Consider the following 25,617-nt stretch of genomic DNA (forward strand, 5'->3'; position numbering starts at 1 on the left):
GTTTTCGAGAGTTCGTTCCAGCGCGACCAGTCGGCCGTTGACCCTGGCACCGATGCATCGGTGCCCGACCTCGGTGTGCACGGCGTATGCAAAATCGACGGGAGTCGATCCGGCAGGCAACGTGATGACGTCGCCTTTCGGCGTGAAGACGAAGATCTCCTTGACCGCGAGGTCGTAACGCAACGATTCGAGGAACTCCCCCGGATCGGCCGCTTCACGTTGCCAGTCGAGTAGCTGACGCATCCACGCCATGTCGTCGACCTCGGCGATGTCGCCCGCGTGCTTGCCCTTGGTCTCCTTGTACCGCCAGTGCGCGGCGATACCGAACTCGGCGGTCCGGTGCATGTCCTGGGTCCGGATCTGGACCTCCAGGGGCTTGCCTTCCGGTCCCACGACGGTGGTGTGCAGTGACTGGTAGACGCCGTAGCGCGGCTGTGCGATGTAGTCCTTGAAGCGTCCGGCCATCGGCTGCCACAGTGAGTGGACAACGCCGACCGCGGCGTAACAGTCACGCACCTCTTCGCACAGAATGCGCACGCCGACCAGATCGTGGATGTCGTCGAAATCGCGGCCCTTGACGATCATCTTCTGGTAGATCGACCAGTAATGCTTGGGCCGGCCCTCGACGATGGCATTGATCCGCGAGGCGGACAGAGTCGAGTTGATCTCGGCCCGAACCTTGGCCAGATAGGTGTCACGAGAGGGCGCGCGATCTGCGACCAGTCGAACGATCTCGTCGTACTTCTTCGGGTGAAGGATCGCGAACGAGAGGTCCTCGAGTTCCCACTTGACGGTAGCCATACCGAGTCGATGCGCAAGTGGCGCAATGACTTCGAGAGTCTCTCGCGCCTTGCGCGCCTGCTTTTCGGGCGGCAGGAATCGCATCGTGCGCATGTTGTGCAGACGATCCGCAACCTTGATCACGAGCACGCGCGGGTCCCGCGCCATCGCGATGATCATCTTGCGGATGGTTTCGCCCTCGGCGGCGGTGCCGAGAACGACCTTGTCGAGTTTGGTGACGCCGTCGACCAGGTGAGCGACCTCGTCACCGAAGTCCTTGGTCAACTCCTCGAGTGAGTAACCGGTGTCCTCGACGGTGTCGTGCAGAAGGGCTGCGACGAGGGTGGTGGTGTCCATTCCCAACTCGGCCAGAATGCTTGCGACGGCCAACGGATGCGTGATGTACGGATCGCCGGACTTGCGCCGCTGGCTCGAATGTCTGTCCTCGGCGACGTCGTACGCACGCTGGAGCAGCGCGAGGTCGGCCTTCGGATACAGCTCACGGTGGAGGCTGACCAACGGCTCGAGCACCGGGCGGATGGTGGCGTTGCGCTGACCGGTGATGCGTCGAGCAAGCCGAGCGCGCACCCTACGGGAGGCGGAAGCGGGCACGGCCAGATTCTGCCCACCCCGATTGCCGGTAGTTTGCGCAGATCCCGAATCGTCGGGCACCGCTGACTTCGATGGTGTCGTCTCCGGAGCCGGAACTGCACCCGACTCCTGCGACACTGCACCCGAGTTCTGTGATCGATCAAGATTCGACGTCATGTCGCCACCTCCTACCACCGAGTTGGTTGAGGCAACCGCCCTGCATCGGGTAATTGCCCTGGAGGTCTAACTCGACCCCCAGGAGACAACTTTAATACTCAGACCTTCACCAGTGATGTCAGTGGGTACTTCAAGACGCGATCTCGACCGCGCAGTTCCTCGATCTCGAGCACCACTGCGACGCCGACGACGTTCGCTCCACCCAACTCGACCAACTGTACAGCCGCCTCGAGTGTCCCTCCGGTAGCCAGAACGTCGTCGATCACCAGAACATTCCGCCCGGTGAGATCGAAGCCGTTTGCGGGAATCTCGAGAGTCGAGGATCCGTACTCGAGGCTGTACGAACGAGAGAGCACCGGCGGCGGCAGTTTGCCGACCTTCCGCACGGCAACGACTCCCGCACCCATCTTCGCGGCCGCACCGGCACCGAGCAGGAATCCACGAGCATCGACGGCGGCGATCGTGTCGGCGTCCGGAGCACAGGCGACAAGGGCATCGAGCACGGCCCCGAACCCCTCGGCGTCGGCGAACACCGGAGTCAGATCGGCGAACCGAACACCGGGACCGGGAAAGTTGTCCGCCCAGCGGGTCAGCCGAACAATGGCGTCCGCGGCAGCCCGGTGGATTGCGATCAATTCTTCAGTCGTGTGCAAGGCAACACCATTCGAGACGCTCATCTGCGTAGTACCCATCTGTCCATGTTCCAGCCGGTAGCGGCCCGAGTCGGATTGACCAACACTGCCGACATGCCTGGAGCTACAGCGACAGTTCGTAGTTGATTGAACAGTGGAATCGTAGGCACCTGGGTCCACAGGATGTTCTCCGCCTCCACCGAGAGTCCCAATTGCGCACTCGTGCTCGCATCCACGTTCAACTGATCGATGATCTGATCGATCCTGGCATTTCCGTACGTACCGAGGTTTGCGCCGTTGCCCGATCGCAGCGCTCCACGCGCGTCGATCATGCTCGCTGTTCCGCCTGCGCCGACTTTGCCTGCCATGCCGGAAAGCACGGCGTCGACTCCCCCACTCTGCAGACTCGCAGGATCGAAGCTGTCGCTACTTGCGTCCTCGACCGTGATTCCCGCCGGAGCACACGCGGCTTTCGCTTCGGAGACGATCTGCGCCCGCACCGGGTCCGGTGCGAGGTACCCGACCCGGACGGTCAACTGGTCGAGGTCGGCTTCCGACAACGACGTCTTCGCAGCCTCGATGTCGGCATTGGCGTACCGATCACCGTCGACCGCAGCGGCGTCGCTGTAAACGAGTGAATCCGGCGCCATCAGTCGCGAATCGACCACGCCGGAACCCAGACCCGCCTGCGGCGCATTCTCCGTCTGCCCGAACTTCTCGAACAGAGTCGTCCGCGGAACACAATGCGCGAACGCTCGACGGGCGGCTTCGTCGCCCAGCGAACCAGAGGTCGCGAGAACGAACTGCTCGATCGACCGCGACGGAATCTGTTGGACGTCGAACCCGGACGGAGTACCGAGTTCGCCAGCCGAGCCGGAAGCGACGTCGACTACCTCGATCGAGTTCTTGTCGAGATCCTCGGTCAGATTCACACCACGTGGCCAGACGACGATGCGATCGGTCGCAGGCTTGTTGCCCCACCACCGCTCGTTCGCGACCAGCACCAGGCCGTCCTCGGTACTGTACGAGTCGATTCGATACGGACCAGCGGAGGGCAGTACGGAGGTGTCCACCTGACCTGGAGTCAGGTTCCACCCGGTGTTCCAGAAGTCCGCGATCTTCGACAACGCTTCGGTGTCACCGGCATTCACCGCGCTCACCACGTCGCTGACACCCGTGCGCTGCGTCACGACGTGTGAAGGCATCAACGCAGTCGCACCGAACAACGACCGCCAATCGGTGAACGATCGCCCGGGTTTGAAGAACACCGTCGCGTCCTTCGCCCCGCTCTGGCAGTCGATCCGGTCGATGTCCGCGTATCCGAGATTGTTCGCCGTGTCGAACATGGGCTTCACGGCACCATCGACGTCTTCGGTGAACTTGCCACTCGACGCCGCCCAGGTGAGGACGAGATCGTCACAGGACATCGGAATCCCGTCGGAGTACACGGACGCCGGATTGAGCTTGTACGAGACCGTGAGCACGTCACCGGGCAACTCCGACGCCGTTCCGATGTCGGTGTCGGAGACAGGTGCTCCGGCCGGGCCGGTGAACGTGAAGCCGGGAAGCACCCGGCCGAACGCGGCCATCGCCCCGGACACCGATCCAGCTGTCGTGTTGGCGTTGTACGTGGAGATGGAGTTGTCGATGGCATATCCGATGGACGGAACCTGCTCGGCGCTTTCCGAGCAGGCCGCCAACGAACCCGCAGCCACAGCGGTGGCCGCAACGAACGTCATCGATCGAACCAGTGTGCGTGTTCTTGGGAGCATGTTCAGTGCCCCTTCTTGTTTCGCTTTCCGGTCGGCCGCGCACCCGGCTGCGGAGCAACCGGCGCACGGCGTGCAACTGGTGCGCCGACGGCAACCGTCTGCGTACCCTTCTCGGCCAGCGTAGCCCGGCGCGAGAGCACCTTACGAGTGTGCGCGGCAACGGGTCCCCAGCGTTCCTTCATCGACACCAGGAGCGGCGTCGCGAAGAAGATCGAGGAGTACGCACCCACGATGATGCCGACGAGCTGAACGAGCGCAAGGTCCTTGAGTGTGCCGACGCCGAGCATCCAGACCGCGACGACCATCAGAGCGATCACCGGGAGCACACTGATGACGGTCGTGTTGATCGATCGCATCAAGGTCTGATTCACCGCGAGGTTGGCCTGCTCGCCGTACGTCCGGCGCGTCAGATGCAGAACACCGCGGGTGTTCTCTTCGACCTTGTCGAACACCACCACCGTGTCGTACAGCGAGAAACCGAGAATGGTGAGCAAACCGATCACCGTCGCGGGCGTCACCTCGAAACCGACGAGCGAGTAGACGCCGGCAGTGACGATGATGTCGAAGAACAACGCAACGATCGCAGCTACAGCCATGTCCCGCTCGAAGCGGATGGCGATGTAGATACTCACGATCACCAGGAACACAATCAGCGCGATCAGCGCCTTCTTGGTGATCTGGCCGCCCCAGGTTTCACTCACGTCCGCAAAACTGATGGCTTGCGCCGACGGGTTCCCGTTCTTGTCCTTGGGCTGGAACTCGTCGAAGAGAGCCGACTGAAGATCGTTGATCTGCGTCGCGTTCAACGTCTCCGACCGGATCTGCACGGTTGCGCTGGCACCCGAGCCGACTGTCTGCACGCTGACCGGTTCGAACCCGAGTGTGTCGGAGTAGACGGTTTCCACCGCCGACGTCTCGACTCCGCCCTCGGCCGGGAACTGAATGCGTGATCCGCCTTCGAAATCGATACCGAAGGTGAAGCCGCGCAGGATGATGCTCAGCAGCGCAATGGCGACCAGAGCGCCGGTCAGTCCGTAGTAGAAGCGACGCTTGCCGACGACCTCGAACGCACCCGTTCCGGTGTACAACCGCGAGAGCCAGCTGTGCTTGGGCATCGCGCCCTGATCGACGCCTGAGTCGGTGATCTCCGACCGGGCCGCCGCATCGGCGGACTCGGCGGCGGAACTGTTGGTGGACCCCACCGGGGAGTTGTTGGACTCGCTCATGCTCGTGTCTCCTTAGCCGACGCAGCGGCGGCAACCTTACGTTCGCGGGCAACCTCTTGCACTGCGCCGAGACCGTTGACGCTGGGCTTGGACCAGAACGCCGAACGGGACGCCATGCTGACCAGTGGCCACGTCACGAGGAACACGACAATCACGTCGAGAATGGTCGTCAGACCCAAGGTGAAGGCGAAGCCTCGCACCTGTCCGACCGCCAGCACGTACAGAACTGCAGCGGCGATGAAGCTCACCGCGTTGCCGGAAAGAATTGTTCGGCGTGCTCTTGCCCAACCGCGTGGCACCGCCGAGCGGAAGCTACGGCCCTCACGCATTTCGTCCTTGATGCGTTCGAAGAACACGACGAACGAGTCGGCGGTCATACCGATACCGATGATCAGACCAGCCATGCCGGCCAAGTCGAGCGTGAAGCCGATGTATCTGCCGAGCAGAACCATGATCGCGTAGACCATGACTCCGGAGAGAATCAGCGACAACGCCGTCAGGACGCCGAGCATGCGGTAGTAGACTAGGCAGTACAGCAGAACGAGAACGAGACCGACCGCGCCGGCGATCAATGCCGCCTGCAGTGAGGCCAGGCCGAGCGTGGCCGAGACCGTCTCGGCCTCAGAGGCTGCGAACGAGAGCGGAAGCGAACCGTACTTCAGTGTGTTGGCAAGTTCTTTGGCACTCTCGGCAGTGAAACTGCCCGTGATCGAGGTGGCGCTACCCGCAGGCGTTGCACCTTGAATCGTGGGAGCGCTGACGACCTTCGAGTCGAGCGTGAACGCTGCCTGCTTGCCGATGTTGGCTGAGGTGAACTCGGCCCAGGTGTTGCTGCCGGTCGTCTTGAACGAGAGGCTGATCTCGTGGCGCGACTGCTGCGAGTTGAAGACCGAAGACGCGTCGGCAATCTCCTGGCCGTCGATGATCGAAGGACCGAGGAGATAGATGTTCAGTCCGTCTTGCGAGCACGCGACCAGCGGCAGGGTCGGGTCGTCGTTTCCACGGAGCGGATCCGCGACGGAGCAGTCGAGGTTCGCCACTGCTTGCTGCTGCACTGTCGGATCGCTGCTCTGCCGGAGGGCGCGCGCTGCGGCGATTTCCGCTGCTGCTGCGTCGCCTTCGTCGGTGCCGTCGCTCGGAGCGTCCCCGGTGGGGGCCGGAGTCGTTGTCTGCGGCGCGGGCGTTGCCTCGGGAGTAGTCGGGTCCTGAGCCAGGAACGGACGGTTCTGCGGCGTCTGCGTCCCGTCAGCGGGTGCTTCGGGGGCCGGTGCATCAGTGGCCGGAGTTTCGGCCGCCGGCGCCTCAGGCGTAGCTGTCCGATTCGCGTCACGGGTGGCGACGTCGATCGAACCCGTCACCGGGCGGATGTACAGACGAGCGGTCTGGCCGAGCGAGCGAGCCTGCGCACTGTCGTCGCCGGGAACGGTGATGACGAGGTTGTCACCGTCGACAACGACCTCGGAACCGGAAACGCCGAGACCGTTGACGCGGGTCTCGATGATTTCCTGAGCCTGCTTGAGACTGTCCTGACTGGGAGCGCTGCCGTCCGGGGTACGAGCGGTCAACGTGACGCGCGTTCCACCCTGCAGGTCGATGCCGAGCTTCGGCGTGGCCGACTTGTCTCCAGTGAAGAACACCAGGGCATACAGTGCCACTACCAGGACCCCGAAAAGGGCCAGGTAGCGGACCGGATGCACCGTTCCGGTGGAAGGTGCCACGATCTTTAAGTCTCCTCGGTAGGTGCAGAGCTTCAGTTAGTGCACGGCTCGGGTGGTCGACGACCACCCGAGCTGCGGCGTTCGAACTGCAACGATTGATCAACGGGGTGAACTGAGCTGCTGGTGTAAGAGCGGACAAACCGATCTGGACGTGTGTCCGAGTTCACAACTCTAGAACACGTACCAGTTCGACGAAGTCAGGACTCCTTGGTGAGCCGGATTTCGGTGTCGGCAGCAGACTCTTCGATCTCGGAAATCGAGTCGTCGTCGTACTCGTCGGTCTCGGTCGTCTCGACGACGCGCTCACGGATGACCAGACGCGACCAGGTGGTGATGACACCGTCCGCGATCTCGAGGTCCACGGTGTCGTCGTCCAGGGAAGCGATCGTGGCGTAGAGCCCGGCCGTGGTCTGCACCCGATCGCCGACCTGCAGCGAGTCCTGCATCTCGGAAGTCGCGGCCAAGGCCTTCTTCTGCTTGCGCATGCCCAGGAACATGGGCACCAGCAGTGCGAGGATCAAGAGGGGGAAAAGCAAACTCGACATGTGTTGATCAACCTCGGTTGTGTTGCACGTTTTACGCCGCGATGGTCCCGGATGGACCTACGCAATACACCAGTGTGCCATTAGTTGCTGAGGATTCCTGACAGATCGGCCGTTCAAGTAGGCCTTTCCAGTCGAAATTCACTCTCCGTTCGGATCGAACAACGTGGCCTGCGGTTCGTTGACACGAACCTCGATACCGCCCGCGGCGGCATCCGGCGGCGGTGTCATTCCGAGTTGAGTCCAGGCAGCGGCGGTAGCCACACGCCCTCGCGGCGTCCGGGCGATCATCCCGGCCCGGACCAGGAACGGCTCGCACACTTCTTCCACCGTCGACGGTTCCTCACCCACGGCCACCGCAAGCGTCGACACTCCTACCGGTCCGCCGCCGAACGAACGCACCAATGCACTCAGTACCGAACGGTCGAGACGGTCCAAGCCCAACTGGTCCACGTCGTACACAGCCAAAGCGGCCTGAGCGACATCCATGGTGACGATTCCGTCGGCGCGAACCTCCGCGAAGTCACGGACCCGTCGCAGCAATCGGTTCGCGATACGCGGTGTCCCCCGCGAGCGTCTGGCGATTTCGGCGCCGGCGTCGACCTCGAGATCGACGCCCAGAATTCCCGCCGAACGCATCAGAATCTGTTGCAGCTCTTCGGGTTCGTAGAAATCCATGTGCGCGGTGAACCCGAAGCGGTCACGCAACGGACCGGTCAGCGCACCCGACCGCGTAGTCGCACCGACCAGCGTGAACGGTGCAACCTCCAGAGGAATCGACGTCGCGCCTGGCCCCTTACCGACTACCACGTCGACTCGAAAGTCCTCCATCGCCAGGTACAACATCTCCTCGGCTGGACGAGCGATTCGGTGGATCTCGTCGATGAACAACACGTCGCCCTCGACGAGGTTGCTCAGCATCGCAGCCAGGTCTCCGGCGCGTTCGAGCGCCGGTCCGGACGTCAACCGCAGAGAAGAGCCCAACTCCCCCGCGATGATCATCGCCATCGACGTCTTGCCGAGCCCGGGGGGACCGGACATCAGGATGTGATCAGGCGTGCTGCCGCGAAGTTTTGCTCCGGTGAGCACGAGCTGCAGTTGTTCGCGAACACGAGGTTGACCGATGAAGTCGTCGAGACTCTTGGGGCGCAGACTCGCTTCGACATCACCGTCTCCCGCCACCAATTCGGCAGAGACCTGCGACTCGTCGTCGAAATCGTCGATCGGGTCGAAGTTCATCGAGTCTTACCGAGCAGCGACAGAGCAGAACGCAGTGCGACCGACGTGGTGGCCTCGGGCGATTCCGCCAGAACCGAATCCGTGGCCTGCTCAGCCTGCTTGATCGGGAAGCCCAGACCTTCGAGAGCCTCGACGATCTGATCACGGATCGAGCTGCCGACGACGACGCCGGACGCCGCGCCGGCCGTCGTCGCGACGGCGTCGACTTTGTCGCGCAATTCGACGACCATGCGCTCAGCGCCGCGTTTTCCGATACCGGGGACCCTCGTCAACGCCGTCAGGTTGCCTTCCGAGAGCGCCCGCCGCAGCGCGTCCGGTTCGAGAACGGCGAGAGTTGCCATCGCCAGGCGCGGTCCGACTCCGGAAACCGTCTGCAGGAGGCTGAACAGGTCCTTCGACTCGGTATCGGAAAAACCGTACAGCGTCATCGAGTCTTCGCGAACGATCATCGTCGTGAACAGTCGCGCTTCGCTTCCCCGGTGCAGCGCACCGAGAGTCACCGGGGTGGCATTGACCCGATAGCCGACACCTGACGCTTCGATGACCGCGTGATCGAGCGCAATATCGAGTACCTCGCCGCGTACCGACGCGATCATCGTGAACCTGCCTTCTTCGTCTCGGCCAATTTTGCCTGATACTTACGCATTTGTTCAGCGGCCATCGCCTCGGCGCGGGCCATCCGCTCGATCATCGGTGCTCGCCAGCAGTGACAGATCGCCAGCGCCAGAGCGTCGGCAGCGTCAGCCGGTTTCGGCGCCGTCTTCAAATTCAGAATTCGCGTCACCATCGCAGTGACCTGCGCCTTGTCGGCGTTACCGCTGCCGGTGACGGCGGCCTTCACCTCGCTGGGCGTGTGGAAACACACCGGAATGCCGCGTCTGGCGGCAGCGAGCGCGACAACTCCGCCTGCTTGCGCCGTCCCCATCGCGGTACTGACGTTGTGCTGCGCGAACACGCGCTCGATCGCGACCACCTCCGGCTTGTACTGCTCGATCCACAGTTCAGCCGCATCGGAGATCCGCAGAAGCCGAGAACCGAGGTCCATCTCGGCCGGAGTCCGCACCACGTCGACCGCAATGGGGCGCACTTTCCTGCCGTTGCTCCCGTCGACCACTCCCAACCCGCAGCGAGTCAAGCCTGGGTCCACTCCGAGCACGCGCACTTGTCACACCTCTCCATACCGAACAGCTGTTCGATAGCTTAGCGGTGCGCGGGACTACTACCCCGCATCAACACGCAACCCGGCCCGGACGCGGACGTCAGGGCCGGGTTGAGTTGAAGAACAATCAGTCTTCGAGAGCCGCGAGAACCTCGTCGGACAGATCGATGTTGGTGTAGACGTTCTGCACGTCGTCAGAATCTTCGAGCGCGTCGACGAGCTTGAAGATCTTGCGTGCGCCGTCGACATCCAAGGGAACCTCGACGGAAGCGCGGAAATCGGCTTCAGCGGAGTCGTAGTCGATGCCGGCTTCCTGAAGTGCCGAACGTACGGCAACCAGATCCTGTGGCTCACTGACGATTTCGAAGGTTTCACCGAGATCGGTGACTTCCTCGGCACCGGCGTCGAGCACAGCCATCAGGACGTCGTCCTCCGACTGGCCGTTCTTCTCGAGCGTGACGACACCCTTGCGAGCAAACAGGTAGGAGACGGAACCCGGGTCAGCGAGGTTGCCACCGTTACGGGTCATCGCGGTGCGAACTTCACCGGCTGCGCGGTTGCGGTTGTCGGTGAGGCACTCGATCAGAACGGCGACGCCGTTGGGTCCGTAGCCCTCGTACATGATGGTCTGCCAGTCTGCGCCACCCGCTTCTTCACCGGCGCCGCGCTTGCGCGCACGCTCGATGTTGTCATTGGGAACAGACGTCTTCTTCGCCTTCTGGATAGCGTCGTACAAGGTGGGGTTGCCCGTGGGATCGCCACCGCCGGTTCGTGCCGCCACCTCGATGTTCTTGATCAGCTTCGCGAAGGATTTGCCACGACGTGCGTCGATCACAGCCTTCTTGTGCTTGGTGGTGGCCCATTTTGAGTGGCCGCTCATGCGATTCAAGCCCCTTTCCTGCTGCGTTGCGCACGCCGAATGCGCGTCTTTCAGCTCTGCCGATGTTACCCGTCCCACGTCACAACTCGCTGCATCCCCCGACACGAAATAGTCAAACCACGCATTGTTTGCATAGAATGCAAACATGTTGGTGCGAATAGATCACGCCTCCACAACTCCACTCGCGGAGCAGATTGCGGCCGGGGTTCGTGGCTCGGTCATCCGCGGTGAGATCGGTCCCGGTGACCGTCTGCCGTCCGCTCGCGCTCTCGCCGACTCGATCGACGTCAATCTCCACACGGTTCTTCGGGCGTACGCAACACTCCGCGACGAAGGCCTGATCGACCTCCGACGCGGACGTGGCGCCGTTATTCGCGCCGAGTTCGACTCGGGAAGAACAGCTCTCAACGAATCTGCGCGCGAGTTCGTGCGGCAGGCCCGAAATCTCGGACTCGACACCGCGCACATGCTCGACCTCATCAAGGAGACCAGCACACAATGACGACCAGCAAGATCCGACTCTGGACAGCAGCTTCACTGACGTTGATCCCGACCCTGATCCTGGTTCTCGCGCGCTTCGCGTGGGATGAACGCCTGCCCGAAACCGTCGCGAGCCATTGGTCCGGATCGACCCCGGACGGGTTCAGCACCACGACGACGTTTTTCGCCATCGCGCTGGTGATTTCACTGGTGGCTGTCGTTTGCGCCTGTGTCGTCGCGGCCCGTTCGAGCGACAACGCGCCCCTGTTTCTGGCCGTCACCTCGATCTCGAGTGCGACACTCGCGACGATCTGGATTCTGAGCGTCGCCCTGACGATCGACGCCGGGTCGCCGGAAGACGCGCGTATCGGCTGGTGGATTCTTGCGCCGATCGCGGCGGTACTCGTAGGAGTTCTGGCATACGCGCTGCCTGACCAGCAACGAAGCGGCCCGGAGTCGGCACTGCCGACCCCGACGCTCGACACTCCGCTGACGGCCTCCGAACGTGCAGTGTGGGTCGGGCAGGTCCGCAGCGTCTGGCCGTGGATCGTTACCGCCGGCCTCGTAGTTCTCGTGATCGCGACTGCCGCGTACTCGGATTGGTGGGTTGCCGTGATCCTGGGTGTGTCCACACTCGCCGTCACAGCATTCGCGTCGATCACCGTGCGCGTCGACCGTCACGGTGTCGGCATCAGTTCCTGGGGCGTTCGATGGAAGAAGATCCCCATCTCGAAGGTGAAGTCCGCATCAGTCGACGCGATACGTCCAGCCGAATGGGGCGGATGGGGTTACCGAATGACACCGCGCGGAACAGCCGTCACTCTCCGCTCGGGTGAGGCCATCGTGGTCACTCTCGAGAGCGGACGACTGTTCGCCGTAACCGTCGATCACCCGGAAGACGGTGTGAAGCTGATCAATTCGTTGGTTCAGGCTGGTTGATTCACGAACAACGTCAATTCACGAACAACACGGCAGCGGCATTGCCGGCGAGGTAGAAACCGGCAATGCCGAATACCCAACCCATTGCGCTGTCGCCGTAGCGAGACATCAGCGAGTCCACTCGGCGCAGCGGCTTGCCGAGGCGGTTGCCGGCCACGACCCGCCCGCACAACAGAAGCACTGCGGGCACGGCCATGATCAGGCAGTATCCGGCAAGTATCGACGCAGACGCGACTGCGGGCAGCCCAGCAGCGGTGATCATCGCGATCGCCGCCAAGTAGGGCAACATCGTCACCAATTCGGCGGTTCCGGCAGCAATCGCCAGAAGTACAACACTTCTCGCGGAACTGGCCGAGCCGAGCACCCGCTCTCGCCAAACATGGGTTCGATCGGCCTGACCGGATGTGCGTCTCTTCTCGGAATCGAATCGAAAACTCCACGCGAACAACGCGATACCGAGAATCAACTGCGCAACGCGGGCGGCGGGGGTGTCGAGTAGCGGGGCGACGACTGGCATGCCTACCCGTGCCGTCGTCCAGACGGCCACCCCGACAACAAAATAGAACGTCGTGATGACCACCAGATATGTCAGCAGCCTGCGAACCTGCGGTCGTCCCGGCATCAACAACATCCAGACCGGGACGACCAATGTTCCGATGCTCGTACTGTCCAGCAGGGCGAGCCCGCCCAGCGTGGTGAGCAGGACGAGTTCCACGTCAGTCGTTTCGGCGCTCGGGTATCGCTGTCTCCCTCGTTCGGACTGCATTCACGATGTCGAAGGCACCGATGATCGCGAGGATCACGCCGAGTGGTCCGCCGCGAAACCAGAAGAACTCGGCGTCACGCGCGAACAGCCACAGACAGCCGCCACCGACGACCAAGAGAATGCCGATCATCAACTCGAAGCGAATTTTCATACGTCGAGCCTGTCTTCTCTATCGAATCCGCACATCAGCCATCGGAACAACGCCGACCTCATCATTTGGTATGACAAGTCAGGCGCCCCGATGTGCTCTGATAAGTCTGTGGTGACCAGAAGTCGGAGTGTCGGCAAGTGGAACGATCCGCTCATCGCCTTCGGCCTGTTCGCGATCGGGGTACTCCTCTACCTGGTCGGCCTGTACCAAATGTGGACCGATGTCGGAGGTGTCGCCGACGTTCCCGCCGGGGTTCGGATGGGGATGCTGGCTCTGCTGTGTGCGATCGACTCGTTCCGGCGGGTGCGTCCGGCAACAGCTTTGGCGGCGGGGGCCGTCATCGTCGCGGTCGACGCTGCCCTGGGACCCACTCTGCCGATGTGGCTGGTCCTCTCGGATCTCACCTACGCCGCAGTTCTGTACGGGACGGCGCGGCTGGGCCGAGTGGTGTGTTCTCTGACCGCGGTGACGGTTGCCGCGCTCACCGCACTCGTCTACCTGTCCACCCAGGACGTCCGCGCTGCGGCTGGGGCAGGCGTGGTGACCGCTCTGTTCTTCGGTACACCGGTGTGGTGGGCACTGGTCATCCGTCGACAAGTCGAACTGACCGAGGCCGAACGCGAGCGTTCCAGAGTCCACGAAGCACTCGCCGCTCTGGACCGCGAGGCCGCGGTCGCTCACGAACGCGCGACCATGGCGCGCGATCTTCACGACGTCATCGCAAGCCACCTCTCCGCCATCGCCATCCACTCGGAGGCGGCACTGTCCACCTCAGCTCTCTCCGCTGAACGGGGTGAACCCGACGACGGTTTGCGGGAGATGATCGGGGCGATCAGATCGAGCAGTCTCGCGGGCCTTTCCGAGATGCGGTCGATGATCGAACTGCTCCACGCCGGGGACGACGAGACCCCGGACCCACGTTCCTCTCCCCCGAGGCTGACCGAGTTACCCGTAGTCCTGGATGCAGTTCGGGCAGCCGGTGCCGCCGTGCACGTTGCGATCGACATCGATACTGCCGACCTGCCGAGCGTGGTCGATCACACGGCGTACCGGATCACCCAGGAGGCGTTGACCAATGCGCTCAAGCATGCGCCTGGTGCACCGATCTCGATGTCGATCTCTCTCCAGCACAATGCATTACAGATCGAGATCCGAAACCCCGTCGGTCGCGACACATCCAGTTTTCGGGCGGGAACGCACGGACTTGCAAACATGCGTCACCGCGCCGAACTGCTGGGCGGTTCACTCGACGCACTTCCGGTCGACGGAGAATGGACGGTATGCGCACAGCTACCGGTCCCCGCGCCGAACGGAACGGATCGGTGATCACCGTCGCCCTGGTCGACGACCACGCCGCGATCCGGTCGGGACTCGCGATGATCCTGCGGCAGCACGACGACATCGATGTCGTCGCAGAAGCGGGAGACGGAGCGTCCGCGATCACCGTCACACGCACGCATCAACCCGACGTCGTGCTGATGGACATCCGGATGCCAGGCACCGACGGCATCGAAGCGACACGTCAGATCGTCGGAACGACCCGAAGCCACGTATTGGTGTTGACCACCTTCGATCTCGACGAATACGTCTTCGCGGCCCTGCGCGCCGGTGCGTCGGGATTCCTGCTCAAGACTGCGACAGCGGACGAACTGACCCGCGCTATCCGCAATGTCGCAGCCGGAGATGCAGTGCTCGCTCCTCGTGCGGCGCGTGCACTGATCGGCGAGTTCGTGCAGCGCGCACCCAAACCCACCGAACCGCTGGGATTGAGCGAGCTCACCGACCGTGAACGCGAGGTCCTCGCGCTGTTGGGGACGGGTATGTCCAACGCCGAACTGTCGCGTGAACTCGGAGTCGGTGCTCCGACGGTGAAGTCGCACGTGTCGCGAGTTCTATCGAAGTTGCACCTCACCTCACGCGTCCAGGCGGCGATCCTTGCCCGCGAACTGGAGCTGTAGGTTCGGCCGAGGCTGACTACTCCAGTTATCCGCGAACCAGATCGACGAACATCTCGTGCACTCGACGGTCCCCGGTAACCTCGGGATGGAAAGAAGTGGCGATCACCGAGCCCTGCCGAACCGCGACGATCCGGCCCGCGGCCTCCCCCGCGGCGGCGGGAACCTGCGCAAGAACCTCCACGCCCGGTCCAACTCGCTCCACCCACGGCGCGCGGATGAAGACGGCGCGGATGGGATCTCCGATGATGCCCTCGAACTCCAGGTCGGACTCGAAAGAATCGACCTGCCGACCGAAAGCGTTGCGGCGCACCGTCATGTCGATGGCGCCGAGATGTTCGGCGTCCGGCCGGGTGTCGAGTACCTCGCTCGCCAGCAGAATCATGCCGGCACACGAACCGTAGGCCGGCAACCCCCCGCGAAGACGCTCACGAAGCGGATCCAACAGTTCGAACACCTGCAGAAGCCGGCTCATGGTGGTGGATTCGCCACCGGGGATCACGATGCCGTCGACCTTGTCGAGTTCCTCCGGGCGCCGGATACCCACCGCATCCGCTCCCGAATCATCGAGTGCGGCAAGGTGTTCGCGAACATCACCTTGGAGGGCGAGTACACCGATCAACGGACGCGTCATCACACAGTTCCTGTCTTGTTCTCACGGCCGTTCTTGCTCTCATGGCTGTCGGGTTCGCGTTCGAGACGCGTCAAACCCTCCTGAACCACCGCTGCCACCATGTTGCCATCGCGATCGTAGATACGCCCCTGAGTGAGCGCGCGACCGAAACCTGCCGACGGCGATGTCTGGTCGTAGAGCAACCACTCGTCGGCCCGGAACGGACGCAGGAACCACATCGCGTGATCGAGCGAAGCAGTCTGCGTCTTCACGCCGCGGTGCGGGACTTTCGAAGTTCCGAGCAGGGTCATGTCACTGAGATACGCAAGCGTGCAGATGTGCAGCAGCGGACGATCCGGCAGAGCCTCGCGGTAGCGCATCCACACGCGTTGTTGCGCGGCGAGATCCGGCGCTGACGCGCTCTGCTCAGCGGGCACAATTCTGATGTCCCAGTTCTTCCACTCCTGATAGAACTGCGATTCAGCCAACTTCGGAACGGTCTGCGCATCCGGCAAGTCCTCCGGCGCCGGAACGGAGGGCATCCGGTCCTGGTGCTCGATACCTTCGTCGTCGACGTGGAACGAGGCCGACATCGTGAAGATCGTCTTGCCGTCCTGAACTGCATTCACCCGGCGGGTGCAGAACGAGCGCCCGTCGCGGATGCGGTCCACCAGGTAGACCGTCGGAATCTTCGGATTGCCCGGGCGCAGGAAATATCCGTGCAACGAGTGCACGTGGTAGCTCTCGTCAACGGTGCTCACGGCAGAAACCAACGACTGCCCGGCAACCTGCCCGCCGAACGTCCGTTGAAGTGCGGTGGGATGGACCGCACCACGGAAGATGTCCTTCTCCAGGTGTTCGAGCGCGAGGATCTCCTCGATACCAACCATGAGTCCTCCGAAAACATAGACCGCCGCACTGGGCGCGATGACGGTTCACAATATCGCCTCGGCGAGCGGGCACGGCACCATGGTGGGCGTGAGTACATTCATCCCGTCCAGTCCCCTCGCCCTGGCCGAGCAGATTGCAACGCTGAGCGGATCGTTTCCGTCGGTGGCGGTCGTAGCGATCGACGGACCTGATTGTGCACAGCCGTCTCGGCTCGCGGATCTGGTTGGCACCGCCGTCGAGTCGCGCGACAGGCCGAGTGCTGTTGTGTCACTGCACGACTACGTACGGCCGGCTTCGCTGCGATACGAGTTCGGCCACGAGGATGCGCTGAGTTACCGCACTATCTGGTTCGACTATCCGGCACTCGATCGTGAAGTGATCACCGCAGCCCGCACCAAACGGGCGTTCTTGCCGAAACTCTGGGACGAACCCACCGATCGATCGGCTCGTTCGACCCGTATCCCCGTCCATGAGCGCGCGGTCATCGTGATCGCCGGTCCGATGTTGCTCGGGCGCGGGCTGGAGTTCGACGTCAGCGTCCGCCTGGACATGAGCGAACCTGCCATGCGGCGGCACACACCGGAGGCAGATCTGTGGACCGTCGAGGCACTCCTCGAACACCGATCAGAAGTGTCCGAGGAGGTCGATTTCGAGGTCAGATACGACCATCCGGCCCGGCCTGCGGTGCGGTCTCGCCAGTGAAGGTCTCACTGCGATTGATCTCACGTCGGCCGACCTCACTTCGGGCGATACAGCCTGGTCAGACCCTCCTGGACGACTGCAGCAACCATATTTCCTCGGCTGTCGAAGATTCGTCCCTGCGTCAGGGCGCGACCGAAGCCCGCTGACGGCGACGTCTGGTCGTACAACAGCCACTCGTCGGCGCGGAACGGCCGCAGGAACCACATGGCGTGATCGAGCGAAGCGCTTTGCATGGCGACGTCCATGTGGGGGCCGCGGGAAGATCCGAGCAGCGTCATGTCGCTCATGTAGGCAAGCGTGCACACGTGAAATACCGGGTCGTCCGGGAGTGCCTCGCGGGAGCGGAACCACACTTGCTGCTGCGCGGCAGCGCCCGGACGTTTGTCGATGTCGGCCTTCGGCACCATTCGAAGGTCCCAATCGGACCACTCACGCGCCAGCCACGCAGTCTCGGGATCCTCCGAATCCTGGGCGATGGCCAAGGTCTCGGGGTCAGGAACGGGTGGCATCTCATCCTGGTGCTCGATGCCTTCGTCTTGGACGTGGAAGGACGCCGACATCGTGAAAATGGCTTGCCCGTCTTGAATTCCGGTGACCAAGCGGGTCGCGAACGATCGACCGTCCCGAACACGATCAACCAGAAAAACCGTCGGCTCCATCGGATTTCCCGGACGCAGGAAATATCCGTGCAACGAATGAACCGAGTAGGCCGGATCGACCGTGCGTACCGCCGACACCAATGCCTGTCCGGCGACCTGGCCGCCGAAAGTGCGGGTCAGGGTGGTCTCCGCGATGATTCCTCGAAAGATGTCCCGCTCGAGGCGTTCCAACTCCAGAATTTCTTCGATCCTCGCCATCGATGCTCCACATCTTCCCGTGTACCGACGTCTACCGACCTTCACACAATGCCTGACGCACCCCCGGCCACCAAAGTGGGCATCCGAAAACACTGAGCGACGGGGCGCATCGACTCAGAATGGCGGTGGATCGTCTCCGCCGTCGAAGGTCCTCCTCCGGGCCTTCTTCTTCATTCGGAGGTGCATTCGTAACCGCTGCCGCCGGCGTTCACCCCGCACACGAGCGGCTTTGTTTTCCAGACGTGTGCGCCGACGCCGACCACCCTCGGGCAGTACAGGCTCGAGCATTCCCGCCAGCAGACCTGACGGCCTCGTTCGGTAGCAATGTCCGGTCGGCGAGGTCAGCATGACACTCCGGTCCGGGTTCGAGATATGCAACCACTGACCGGAATGCTTGAGGCGGTGATGGTTTCGACAATACGCACTCAGATTCGACGCCACGGTCTTTCCACCGCAAGTGGGATCGCGATGATCAAAGGGCTCAGTGTGATCAAGATCTGAATTCCATGCAGCGACATCGCAGTGCAACCACTGGCAGCTTCCTGCGATCACCCGCACCCAGGTGTCGAGGACAGCGCCGGGGCGGTAGACCGACGCCGAAGGAACAACGGGCGGAGGTACTGGCTCGCCCTCACCGGAAGACTCGAGCGCGGCATCGGCTGGTACCTTCACCTTCCGAATCAGCGCACCCGCGGCGATGTCACGCGCATGCTCTGCACTGATCACTCCATAACCGTCGAGGTGAGCGGGTTCGTCTGCACCTGGTGCGTCACCGCCCTGAAGCGTTGATTCCAGCATGACCACGTGAACCAACGGCCGACGCACCACCACAATCCCGCTTCGATCTTGTGGGCACTCGTCCCGGCCGCAATCGCACGGCAGAATCGTCGACCCGGATACCAACGCTCCCAATGCGTCAGCTCGTCGTTGCTCGTACTTACGGGAATCGTGTCGACACACCGACATTGCCAACTCCCGCAACCGACGGTCGAAAGCCCGTGCGTCCTCCGCCGGAATACTCCCCAATATCCGCGCCATTCCGTCCTCGGCAGCGCTCACACCCACGAACCGATCAGCCAGGGCGCGGCGTCGACGTTCGCGTATCCCCTCGGGATCCACCACGGCGACGATCCGGTCGATAGCCGCTGTCAATCGGCGACCCGTCAAGCCGGTACCGCCAGGCATCGGTGGCGCCGAGATCTTCTCGAGGAGTTGCCGTTCCACCTCGTCGATCAAATCGTCGGCTACGTTGGCCGTAGCGGAGTCGATCAATCCGACTCGATACAGATCCAGTTCTCCGCGCGCCATGGCGGCACGCGTGCGATGGAGGCGAGTCTTGAGAGAAAAGCCGAGACCGATCAACTTTCCCGCTGCGGCACGGCCCATGGTCAATGCCGCGCCGAGCTCGGCCTCAGCCAGTTCGTGAGCGGTAGACGACCAAGCACCGTTATCAGTGTGGTCAGCGCTGCGACGCTCGAAAAACTCGGCAATGGCAGCCAGTTTCCGTTCCACGAGCATCGATTCGCGCGCATGCAGATCGGCGATGAGATCGATGAGGGCGCAGTCGGATTCAGCACCGGACAGCTGCGCTGCGGTACCCGAACTTCCTACTCCGTCATCGAACATTCCTCAACATTATTCGAATATACGTTCGATATCCATGATTTCCAGGAATCAGTCCGAACAATCCTGATTGACCGAAAATTGTTGCGGAGCAACCTTTGCGGCCACTCGTGTTCCGGCAACGGATTCCCCTACTGAACCAGGGCGTTGATAATGCGGGCAGCTTCGGCCGGGTAGATAGGGCGGTCGGACCCACCACTCAATACCCAGTGGACTGGACTACCTTCGTCTAGGACTCGGAGTTGCACGTCGAGCGGAAACGCATCGATGTCAGCCGAGTCGACTCCAAAGACATGGACAATCTCATGCCCAGGTCGCCCCTCGAACTCGAAGATATTCTCGACGACCTCCGTGACAGAGTCCTTGCCGTCGAGCACCAGTACGCGACCGGACAGGCGAATATCACCAAAAGTGATGGGGTGGGCGCAAATACGACTTGGACTTGCCGAGACTCCCGATGACAGACTCGAGCATCATTCCCAGACAAAAGAATCCATTGAGGAACTCGATGAACGACGCTAGTACCTGGACCGCACGACTCGCAGCACTCGACCTGACCCTCCCGCCGGTCGCTACCCCGGCAGGCTCCTACCTCCCCGCTGTTCAGACGGGGGCATACGTCTACACGTCGGGACAATTGCCGCTCGTCGACGGCACTACGACGTGCATCGGCAAGTTGGGCGAAGGTGTCTCCGTCGAAGACGCCGCCCAGGCGGCGCGGTTGTGCACACTCAACGGACTCGCGGCCGTCGATGCCTTGGTCGGGCTCGATCGCATCGTTCGCGTCGTCAAGGTTGTTGGATTTGTTGCTTCCGGATCCGGATTCTCGCAGCAACCCCAGGTGATCAACGGCGCCTCCGACCTGCTGGCCGAGATCTTCGGCACGGCAGGACAACACGCACGCTCCGCGATCGGCGTCGCCGAACTACCCCGAAACAGTGCCGTCGAGGTCGAGTTCGTGTTCGAGGTATCGGACAGCATCTGATCGGTCTGCCACACCCCGAAGGGGCGGCGGTTGCCAACGCAACCGCCGCCCCTTCGTCTGTGAGGACTTTCAGGCACTGAGCCCGGTCGTCGAACCTGCTGTCACCAACCGCGCTCTGCGAGGCGGTGTCCGACGGGCAGGTCGTCGACGTTGATACCGACCATTGCCTCGCCGAGTCCGCGCGAGACCTTGGCGAGCACGTCCGGGTCGTCGTAGAACGTGGTGGCCTTGACGATGGCCTCGGCGCGCTGCTTCGGGTTGCCGGACTTGAAGATGCCCGATCCGACGAACACGCCCTCGGCGCCGAGCTGCATCATCATGGCAGCGTCTGCCGGGGTGGCGATGCCGCCGGCGGTGAACATGGTGACAGGCAGCTTGCCGGCCTTGGCGACCTCGACGACCAGTTCGTACGGGGCCTGCAGTTCCTTGGCGGCTACGTACAGTTCGTCCTCGCTCAGCGAGGTCAACCGGCGGATCTCGCCGCGGATGGTGCGCATGTGGGTGGTGGCGTTGGAGACGTCTCCGGTGCCTGCTTCACCCTTCGAGCGGATCATGGCCGCGCCTTCGTTGATGCGACGGAGCGCTTCGCCGAGGTTGGTGGCGCCACAGACGAAGGGAGCGGTGAACTTCCACTTGTCGATGTGGTTGGCGTAGTCGGCCGGGGTCAGGACCTCGGACTCGTCGATGTAGTCAACGCCGAGGCTCTGCAGGATCTGCGCTTCGACGAAGTGGCCGATGCGTGCCTTGGCCATGACGGGGATGCTCACGGTGGAGATGATGCTGTCGATCATGTCCGGGTCGCTCATGCGCGAGACGCCGCCCTGTGCGCGAATGTCTGCGGGGACCCGCTCGAGTGCCATGACGGCGACGGCGCCGGCGTCTTCGGCGATCTTGGCCTGCTCAGCGGTGACCACGTCCATGATCACACCGCCCTTGAGCATTTCAGCCATGCCGCGCTTGACGCGGGCGGTGCCGATGGCGGTGGTGGGGGCAGAGTCGGGGGTGCTCACAGCAAACTCCTGCAGTAGTGGCGTGACGAAAGAAACAAGGCACGGCGAACACACGAGTTCATTCGCGCGGAGGCCTCTGGCCAGAACTCTAGGACGAACCGGCCTTCGATTCCGTATCCAATTTGCCATTGCTGGCCTTAAACGGCCGCGAGCACTGAACGACCGAACGATCAGCGGATGGAACGCACTTCCGGATCCTCGGAACCGTCCGCAATCGTCGCGGCCTCCACCAGGAGGTTTGCCAGATCCAACGGGTAGACCGGCTCACCGGACTTGGCCAATTGGCGGATCTCGTCGGCGCTGCACCAGCGATGGCCGGTGATGGCACGCTGCTCCAATTCCGTGTGGCCTTGGAAGACCGGCTCGAAGCCGTGAGTGCGCGTAGCGAAGAACAGCTCTTCCGAACGGATCAGCTCACCGTCGAACGGGAAGATCGCCACCCGACGCCAGAGCGGACCTCGCAGATTCTCCGGATCCACGACGAATCCGGTCTCCTCCTCGATCTCACGAACGGCAGCCGCTCGCAGATGTTCGCCGCGTTCGAGCCCGCCGCCGACGGTGAACCAGAAGTAAGTGTTCGGGATCTTGGGATCGTGCCCGCGCAACAGCAGCACCCGATCTTCCTCGTCCAGCATCACCACGCGGGCAGAGGTCCGTGACGTATCCACGGTGATGCCCTCGGGCACCGCCGCCGCGGTCGTGCGCTCCGATATCTCGAAGTACTGAGGTAGCGGTGCCGTTCCCCCGAGGTGCAGCCAGCGAACAAGTCGACGCGTACGCAACGCGAGAGTGTCGCGCACCGCGTCGTTGTGGAACCGCCGAGCGATCAGGACCCTCGCCTCGGCATCGGCCAACTCGGCCACCAGTTGAGGTCGCAGCGACGTCGTGCCGTAGGCAGCGAGAGCATTGGACAGCCGGTTCTCGGCAAGCTCGCGATCCTGACGATCCGCACGTTCGGCGGCGTCCGCCAAGGTGACGAATCTGCGGGCGTCGTCGGCGCTCATGTCCACAGCCGCCGCGCGGACAACCGCGGCACGACGGGACAGAGCCGCATCGAGCGCCAACCACGACTGATCCGAACGCACATGCAGTCGATCGAGTCGGTTCGCCGTCCCGTACGCCCACAGTCCGACGACCAGGACGACGGCAGCGACGAGCCCGAGAATGAAGATTGTCAGAGCGGAGAAGGTCATGACCCCACCACGCGTACGCCGGTGCCGCCAACCGTGACGGTCTCGTAGACACGCAGGATCTGTTCGGCCACCACCGGCCAGTCGTATTCGGCAACAACACTTGTCGCGGTGTTGACCAGCGCGCGTCGTCGATCCGGGTCACCGAGAACGGAATCGATTGCCTCGGCCAAGGCATCGGAGTTCCCGATGGGGACCAGCAAGCCGGCCTGACCGTCGCGAAGAACACGGCGAAAAGCGTCCAACTCACTGGCCACGACGGCAGTGCCAGCCGCCATGGCCTCGACCAGCACGATCCCGAAGCTCTCACCGCCGAGATTGGGCGCGCAGTAGACGTCCGCACTGCGAAGCGCCGACGCTTTCTCCTCGTCACTGACCTGCCCGAGCAGGCGGAGATGCTTGAAGTACTTGCCCGCCTCTTTGCGGAGTTTCTCCTCGTCGCCGCGTCCGACCACGATCACTTCGAGATCCGGGTGACGCTCGACCAACTCCGGCAGTGCGCCGAGGAGGACGGCCATCCCCTTGCGCGGTTCGTCGTAGCGACCGAGGAACAGAATGGTTCCACCTTCGCGCGGGTAGCCGGGCAACAGATCGGCCTCGGCAAACGCTGCGACATCGACGCCGTTGGGAATTTCGACCGCGTCGGATCCGAGGGACTCGACCTGCCACCGACGCGCCAACTCCGAGACTGCGATCCGGCCGCTGATCTTCTCGAGATACGGAGCCAAGACACCCTGAAAAGTGCTCAGCACCAACGACTTCGTGGTCGACGTGTGGAAGGTGGCGACGATCGGGCCTTCCGCGATACGCAACGCGAGCATGGACAGACTCGGCGCATTGGGTTCGTGGATATGTAGAACGTCGAAGTCACCTTCCGCGATGAACTTGCGGAGGCGGTTGTTCGCCGTCGGGCCGAAAGACAACCGCGCAACAGAACCGTTGTAGGGAATCGCGACGGCTTTACCTGCGGAAACCACAAAATCCGGCAACTCGTCGTCATCGGACGACGGCGCAAGCACACTCACTTTGTGACCACGTTCGATCAGCACCTCGGCCAGATCCACCACGTGCGCCTGCACGCCACCGGGGACGTCGAAGGAGTACGGGCAGATCATGCCGATTTTCATTCACCCTCCATGCGGGCGAGCCGCGATTCGGAGAGGTCCGAGCGCCACAGAGGTTGAAGCATGTGCCAGTCAGCGGGGTGCGCTGCGATGTTGACGGCAAAACGGTCGGCGAGTGCCTGCGTGGCCGGGCCGACTCCGCCGGACACGTCGATCGGTGGGTCGATCTTGAAACCCCAACCATCGGGAGTGAACCAGCAGTGGACCGGAAGTAGCGGCGCGCCGGTATCGATCGCGAGCTTCGCCGGGCCGGCGGGCATGCGAGTAGGTTCGCCGAAGAAGGTGACGGGCACACCCTTCTTCGCCAGATCGCGCTCCCCCAGCAGGCACACGATCTTGTTCTCACGCAGATGCTTGGAGAGTTCGACGAACGGAGGATGCTCCCCTCCGCTGAGCGGAAAGATCTCGAAACCGAGACTCTCGCGGTATTCGACGAACCGTTCGTACAGGGATTCGGGCTTGAGCCGCTCGGCAACGGAGGTCAACCCACCCCATTGCTGAACACACCACACGCCGGCCATGTCCCAGTTGCCACTGTGCGGCAGCGCCAGTACCGCACCATGACCTGCAGCCATTGCCTTTTCCAGATGTTCCTGGCCCTCGACCAGCGCATGCAGCGACTTACCTGTCGCAACGAGGTCCATCGACGGTAGCCGGAACGCCTCACGCCAGTACCGGGCGTACGAGCGCATTGAATCCTTGATCAACTGATCCGGAACTTCTTTCGGCGTCGTGCCCAGAACTCTCGCGAGGTTCTTCCTGAGTTGTTCGGGACCGCCCTTGCGTACCGCGAAATCCGCTCCGGCGTCGAACAGCTTGACCGCCACCGATTCCGGCAGGCTTCGCACCAGACGCCAACCCGCGGCGTATCCCAGATCGGTTGCACGCTCGGCAAAGCTCATTTCTCTGCCTCGCCGTCCGTGTCCGGCGCACCTTCGACCGTCGATGCGGCCGGGGCGATCGGCAGAAGTTCCCGAGCGCCAGGGGAATTGCGCACCGCGAGCACTCGCTGGAAGACCGTCACGATGCTTCCGGCGGCAAGTACCCACATCGCGATGTGGATTGCCCACGGAAGACCCATACCCGTCAGGCCGGATCCGACCAACACGATGATCAGTCGGTCCGGGCGCTCGATCCACCCGCCGTCCGCAGTCAGCCCGCTCGCCTCCGCACGCGCCTTCGCGTACGAGATGACCTGCGAGGTGACGAGGCAGATGAGCGTCGCGACGAGCAGCCACTTGCTGTTCTCGTGGTAAACCGCCCACCAGGCCAGGCCGGCAAAAATCGCGCCGTCGGCTACGCGGTCGCAGGTCGCGTCCAGTACCGCCCCGTACCGCGTTCCGCCGCCGCGAGCACGAGCCATTGCGCCGTCGAGCATGTCGAACATGACGAAGAACCAGATGAACATGGTTCCCCAGAACAGATGTCCGGACGGAAACAGCGTCACCGCACCGGCGACGCTTGCCACCGTGCCGATCACCGTCACCGAGTCCGGCCTCAGACCGGTCTTGACCAGCGCCTTCCCCATAGGTGCCGTCACCTTGGACACCGATGCGCGCCCGAAGAAGCTCAACACCGCAGGAACCCTCCCCGTCGTGAGTTCCGGTTCGGAACT

27 protein-coding genes are annotated in these 25,617 nt (G+C 62.9%); 6 read left to right on the forward strand and 21 right to left on the reverse strand.

Translation table 11 applies throughout. The annotated features are described in order from the left end of the window. The 10 genes from ACYP01_RS22970 to ACYP01_RS23015 all read right to left on the reverse strand — a co-directional run. Positions 1-1,548, reverse strand: a 1,548-nt coding sequence (locus ACYP01_RS22970; protein WP_459682629.1) for a RelA/SpoT family protein, incomplete at its 3' end; no start/stop codon positions are given. 98 nt (positions 1,549-1,646) lie between these two features. Continuing rightward, positions 1,647-2,225, reverse strand: coding sequence for an adenine phosphoribosyltransferase (locus ACYP01_RS22975; RefSeq protein ID WP_459683047.1), 579 nt, complete (start codon positions 2,223-2,225; stop codon positions 1,647-1,649). Continuing rightward, positions 2,222-3,952 (reverse strand): ABC transporter substrate-binding protein, encoded by a 1,731-nt coding sequence (locus tag ACYP01_RS22980; protein WP_459682632.1) that lies wholly within the window; start codon positions 3,950-3,952, stop codon positions 2,222-2,224. The genes ACYP01_RS22975 and ACYP01_RS22980 overlap by 4 nt, the downstream gene beginning before the upstream one ends. 2 nt (positions 3,953-3,954) lie before the next feature. Next, complete coding sequence (gene secF / locus ACYP01_RS22985) at positions 3,955-5,178, reverse strand: protein translocase subunit SecF (protein ID WP_007732958.1); 1,224 nt, start codon at positions 5,176-5,178, stop codon at positions 3,955-3,957. After that, positions 5,175-6,896 carry a protein translocase subunit SecD gene (gene secD, locus ACYP01_RS22990; RefSeq protein WP_007732956.1) on the reverse strand — a complete coding sequence of 574 codons (1,722 nt, stop codon included), beginning with the start codon at positions 6,894-6,896 and terminating at the stop codon, positions 5,175-5,177. Before secD ends, secF begins: the two co-directional genes overlap by 4 nt. A gap of 197 nt (positions 6,897-7,093) precedes the next feature. After that, the gene (gene yajC, locus ACYP01_RS22995; RefSeq protein WP_003943339.1) at positions 7,094-7,441 is read right to left on the reverse strand and encodes a preprotein translocase subunit YajC; all 348 of its coding nucleotides are present in this window, start codon (positions 7,439-7,441) and stop codon (positions 7,094-7,096) included. A 138-nt stretch (positions 7,442-7,579) separates the two neighbouring features. Continuing rightward, a complete protein-coding gene (gene ruvB, locus ACYP01_RS23000; RefSeq protein WP_003943304.1) occupies positions 7,580-8,677 on the reverse strand; it encodes a Holliday junction branch migration DNA helicase RuvB in 1,098 nt (365 codons plus the stop codon). Beyond that, positions 8,674-9,273, reverse strand: a complete 600-nt coding sequence (gene ruvA / locus ACYP01_RS23005) for a Holliday junction branch migration protein RuvA (protein WP_007732953.1) — start codon at positions 9,271-9,273, stop codon at positions 8,674-8,676. The genes ruvB and ruvA overlap by 4 nt, the downstream gene beginning before the upstream one ends. Beyond that, the gene (gene ruvC / locus ACYP01_RS23010) at positions 9,270-9,839 is read right to left on the reverse strand and encodes a crossover junction endodeoxyribonuclease RuvC (protein ID WP_003943325.1); all 570 of its coding nucleotides are present in this window, start codon (positions 9,837-9,839) and stop codon (positions 9,270-9,272) included. Before ruvC ends, ruvA begins: the two co-directional genes overlap by 4 nt. A 124-nt stretch (positions 9,840-9,963) precedes the next feature. Continuing rightward, a complete protein-coding gene (locus ACYP01_RS23015; RefSeq protein WP_007732951.1) occupies positions 9,964-10,716 on the reverse strand; it encodes a YebC/PmpR family DNA-binding transcriptional regulator in 753 nt (250 codons plus the stop codon). Positions 10,717-10,861: 145 nt separating this feature from the next. Here ACYP01_RS23015 and ACYP01_RS23020 point away from each other — a divergent pair, with 145 nt between their 5' ends. Continuing rightward, positions 10,862-11,218 carry a GntR family transcriptional regulator gene (locus ACYP01_RS23020; RefSeq protein WP_047269313.1) on the forward strand — a complete coding sequence of 119 codons (357 nt, stop codon included), beginning with the start codon at positions 10,862-10,864 and terminating at the stop codon, positions 11,216-11,218. Next, a complete protein-coding gene (locus tag ACYP01_RS23025) occupies positions 11,215-12,135 on the forward strand; it encodes a hypothetical protein (protein ID WP_054826060.1) in 921 nt (306 codons plus the stop codon). The genes ACYP01_RS23020 and ACYP01_RS23025 overlap by 4 nt, the downstream gene beginning before the upstream one ends. Before the next feature lie 13 nt (positions 12,136-12,148). Here the strand turns inward: ACYP01_RS23025 and ACYP01_RS23030 are convergent, their stop codons facing one another. After that, positions 12,149-12,850 carry a GAP family protein gene (locus ACYP01_RS23030; RefSeq protein ID WP_459682641.1) on the reverse strand — a complete coding sequence of 234 codons (702 nt, stop codon included), beginning with the start codon at positions 12,848-12,850 and terminating at the stop codon, positions 12,149-12,151. A 1-nt stretch (position 12,851) separates the two neighbouring features. Further along, the gene (locus tag ACYP01_RS23035; RefSeq protein WP_003943331.1) at positions 12,852-13,052 is read right to left on the reverse strand and encodes a hypothetical protein; all 201 of its coding nucleotides are present in this window, start codon (positions 13,050-13,052) and stop codon (positions 12,852-12,854) included. Positions 13,053-13,163: 111 nt separating this feature from the next. Here ACYP01_RS23035 and ACYP01_RS23040 point away from each other — a divergent pair, with 111 nt between their 5' ends. Next, the gene (locus tag ACYP01_RS23040; RefSeq protein WP_459682645.1) at positions 13,164-14,378 is read left to right on the forward strand and encodes a sensor histidine kinase; all 1,215 of its coding nucleotides are present in this window, start codon (positions 13,164-13,166) and stop codon (positions 14,376-14,378) included. Continuing rightward, positions 14,333-15,010 carry a response regulator gene (locus tag ACYP01_RS23045; RefSeq protein WP_414202528.1) on the forward strand — a complete coding sequence of 226 codons (678 nt, stop codon included), beginning with the start codon at positions 14,333-14,335 and terminating at the stop codon, positions 15,008-15,010. The genes ACYP01_RS23040 and ACYP01_RS23045 overlap by 46 nt, the downstream gene beginning before the upstream one ends. A gap of 25 nt (positions 15,011-15,035) precedes the next feature. On the opposite strand, the gene pdxT is transcribed toward ACYP01_RS23045, so the two are convergent. Further along, positions 15,036-15,641: a pyridoxal 5'-phosphate synthase glutaminase subunit PdxT gene (gene pdxT, locus ACYP01_RS23050; protein WP_047269319.1), complete on the reverse strand. Its 606-nt coding sequence runs from the start codon at positions 15,639-15,641 to the stop codon at positions 15,036-15,038. Next, entirely contained in the window at positions 15,641-16,510 is an 870-nt protein-coding gene (gene tesB, locus ACYP01_RS23055; RefSeq protein ID WP_047269320.1) for an acyl-CoA thioesterase II, read from the reverse strand. Before tesB ends, pdxT begins: the two co-directional genes overlap by 1 nt. Positions 16,511-16,589: 79 nt before the next feature. Here tesB and ACYP01_RS23060 point away from each other — a divergent pair, with 79 nt between their 5' ends. Next, positions 16,590-17,213 carry a nucleoside/nucleotide kinase family protein gene (locus ACYP01_RS23060; protein ID WP_054188582.1) on the forward strand — a complete coding sequence of 208 codons (624 nt, stop codon included), beginning with the start codon at positions 16,590-16,592 and terminating at the stop codon, positions 17,211-17,213. A gap of 35 nt (positions 17,214-17,248) precedes the next feature. On the opposite strand, the gene ACYP01_RS23065 is transcribed toward ACYP01_RS23060, so the two are convergent. Both ACYP01_RS23065 and ACYP01_RS23070 read right to left on the reverse strand, forming a co-directional pair. After that, positions 17,249-18,070, reverse strand: a complete 822-nt coding sequence (locus tag ACYP01_RS23065) for an acyl-CoA thioesterase (protein ID WP_003943337.1) — start codon at positions 18,068-18,070, stop codon at positions 17,249-17,251. Positions 18,071-18,184: 114 nt separating this feature from the next. Then, positions 18,185-19,696 (reverse strand): HNH endonuclease signature motif containing protein, encoded by a 1,512-nt coding sequence (locus ACYP01_RS23070; RefSeq protein WP_459682651.1) that lies wholly within the window; start codon positions 19,694-19,696, stop codon positions 18,185-18,187. Between the two features lie 505 nt (positions 19,697-20,201). Here ACYP01_RS23070 and ACYP01_RS23075 point away from each other — a divergent pair. After that, on the forward strand, positions 20,202-20,678 hold the full coding sequence (locus ACYP01_RS23075; RefSeq protein ID WP_047269323.1) for a RidA family protein: 477 nt from the start codon (positions 20,202-20,204) through the stop codon (positions 20,676-20,678). Positions 20,679-20,779: 101 nt separating this feature from the next. Here ACYP01_RS23075 and pdxS read toward each other — a convergent pair whose 3' ends face one another. From pdxS to pgsA, 5 genes are all read right to left on the reverse strand, one after another. Continuing rightward, a complete protein-coding gene (gene pdxS / locus ACYP01_RS23080) occupies positions 20,780-21,688 on the reverse strand; it encodes a pyridoxal 5'-phosphate synthase lyase subunit PdxS (RefSeq protein WP_003943338.1) in 909 nt (302 codons plus the stop codon). Between the two features lie 170 nt (positions 21,689-21,858). Further along, positions 21,859-22,881, reverse strand: coding sequence for an NUDIX hydrolase (locus ACYP01_RS23085; RefSeq protein WP_459682655.1), 1,023 nt, complete (start codon positions 22,879-22,881; stop codon positions 21,859-21,861). Further along, positions 22,878-24,005 carry a glycosyltransferase family 4 protein gene (locus ACYP01_RS23090; RefSeq protein WP_003943332.1) on the reverse strand — a complete coding sequence of 376 codons (1,128 nt, stop codon included), beginning with the start codon at positions 24,003-24,005 and terminating at the stop codon, positions 22,878-22,880. The genes ACYP01_RS23085 and ACYP01_RS23090 overlap by 4 nt, the downstream gene beginning before the upstream one ends. Beyond that, entirely contained in the window at positions 24,002-24,904 is a 903-nt protein-coding gene (locus ACYP01_RS23095) for a phosphatidylinositol mannoside acyltransferase (RefSeq protein ID WP_387385820.1), read from the reverse strand. The genes ACYP01_RS23090 and ACYP01_RS23095 overlap by 4 nt, the downstream gene beginning before the upstream one ends. Further along, positions 24,901-25,578 carry a phosphatidylinositol phosphate synthase gene (gene pgsA, locus ACYP01_RS23100; protein WP_459682660.1) on the reverse strand — a complete coding sequence of 226 codons (678 nt, stop codon included), beginning with the start codon at positions 25,576-25,578 and terminating at the stop codon, positions 24,901-24,903. Before pgsA ends, ACYP01_RS23095 begins: the two co-directional genes overlap by 4 nt. Positions 25,579-25,617: the final 39 nt, after the last annotated feature.

The sequence above is a fragment of the Rhodococcus sp. no. 34 genome (genome assembly GCF_054589475.1).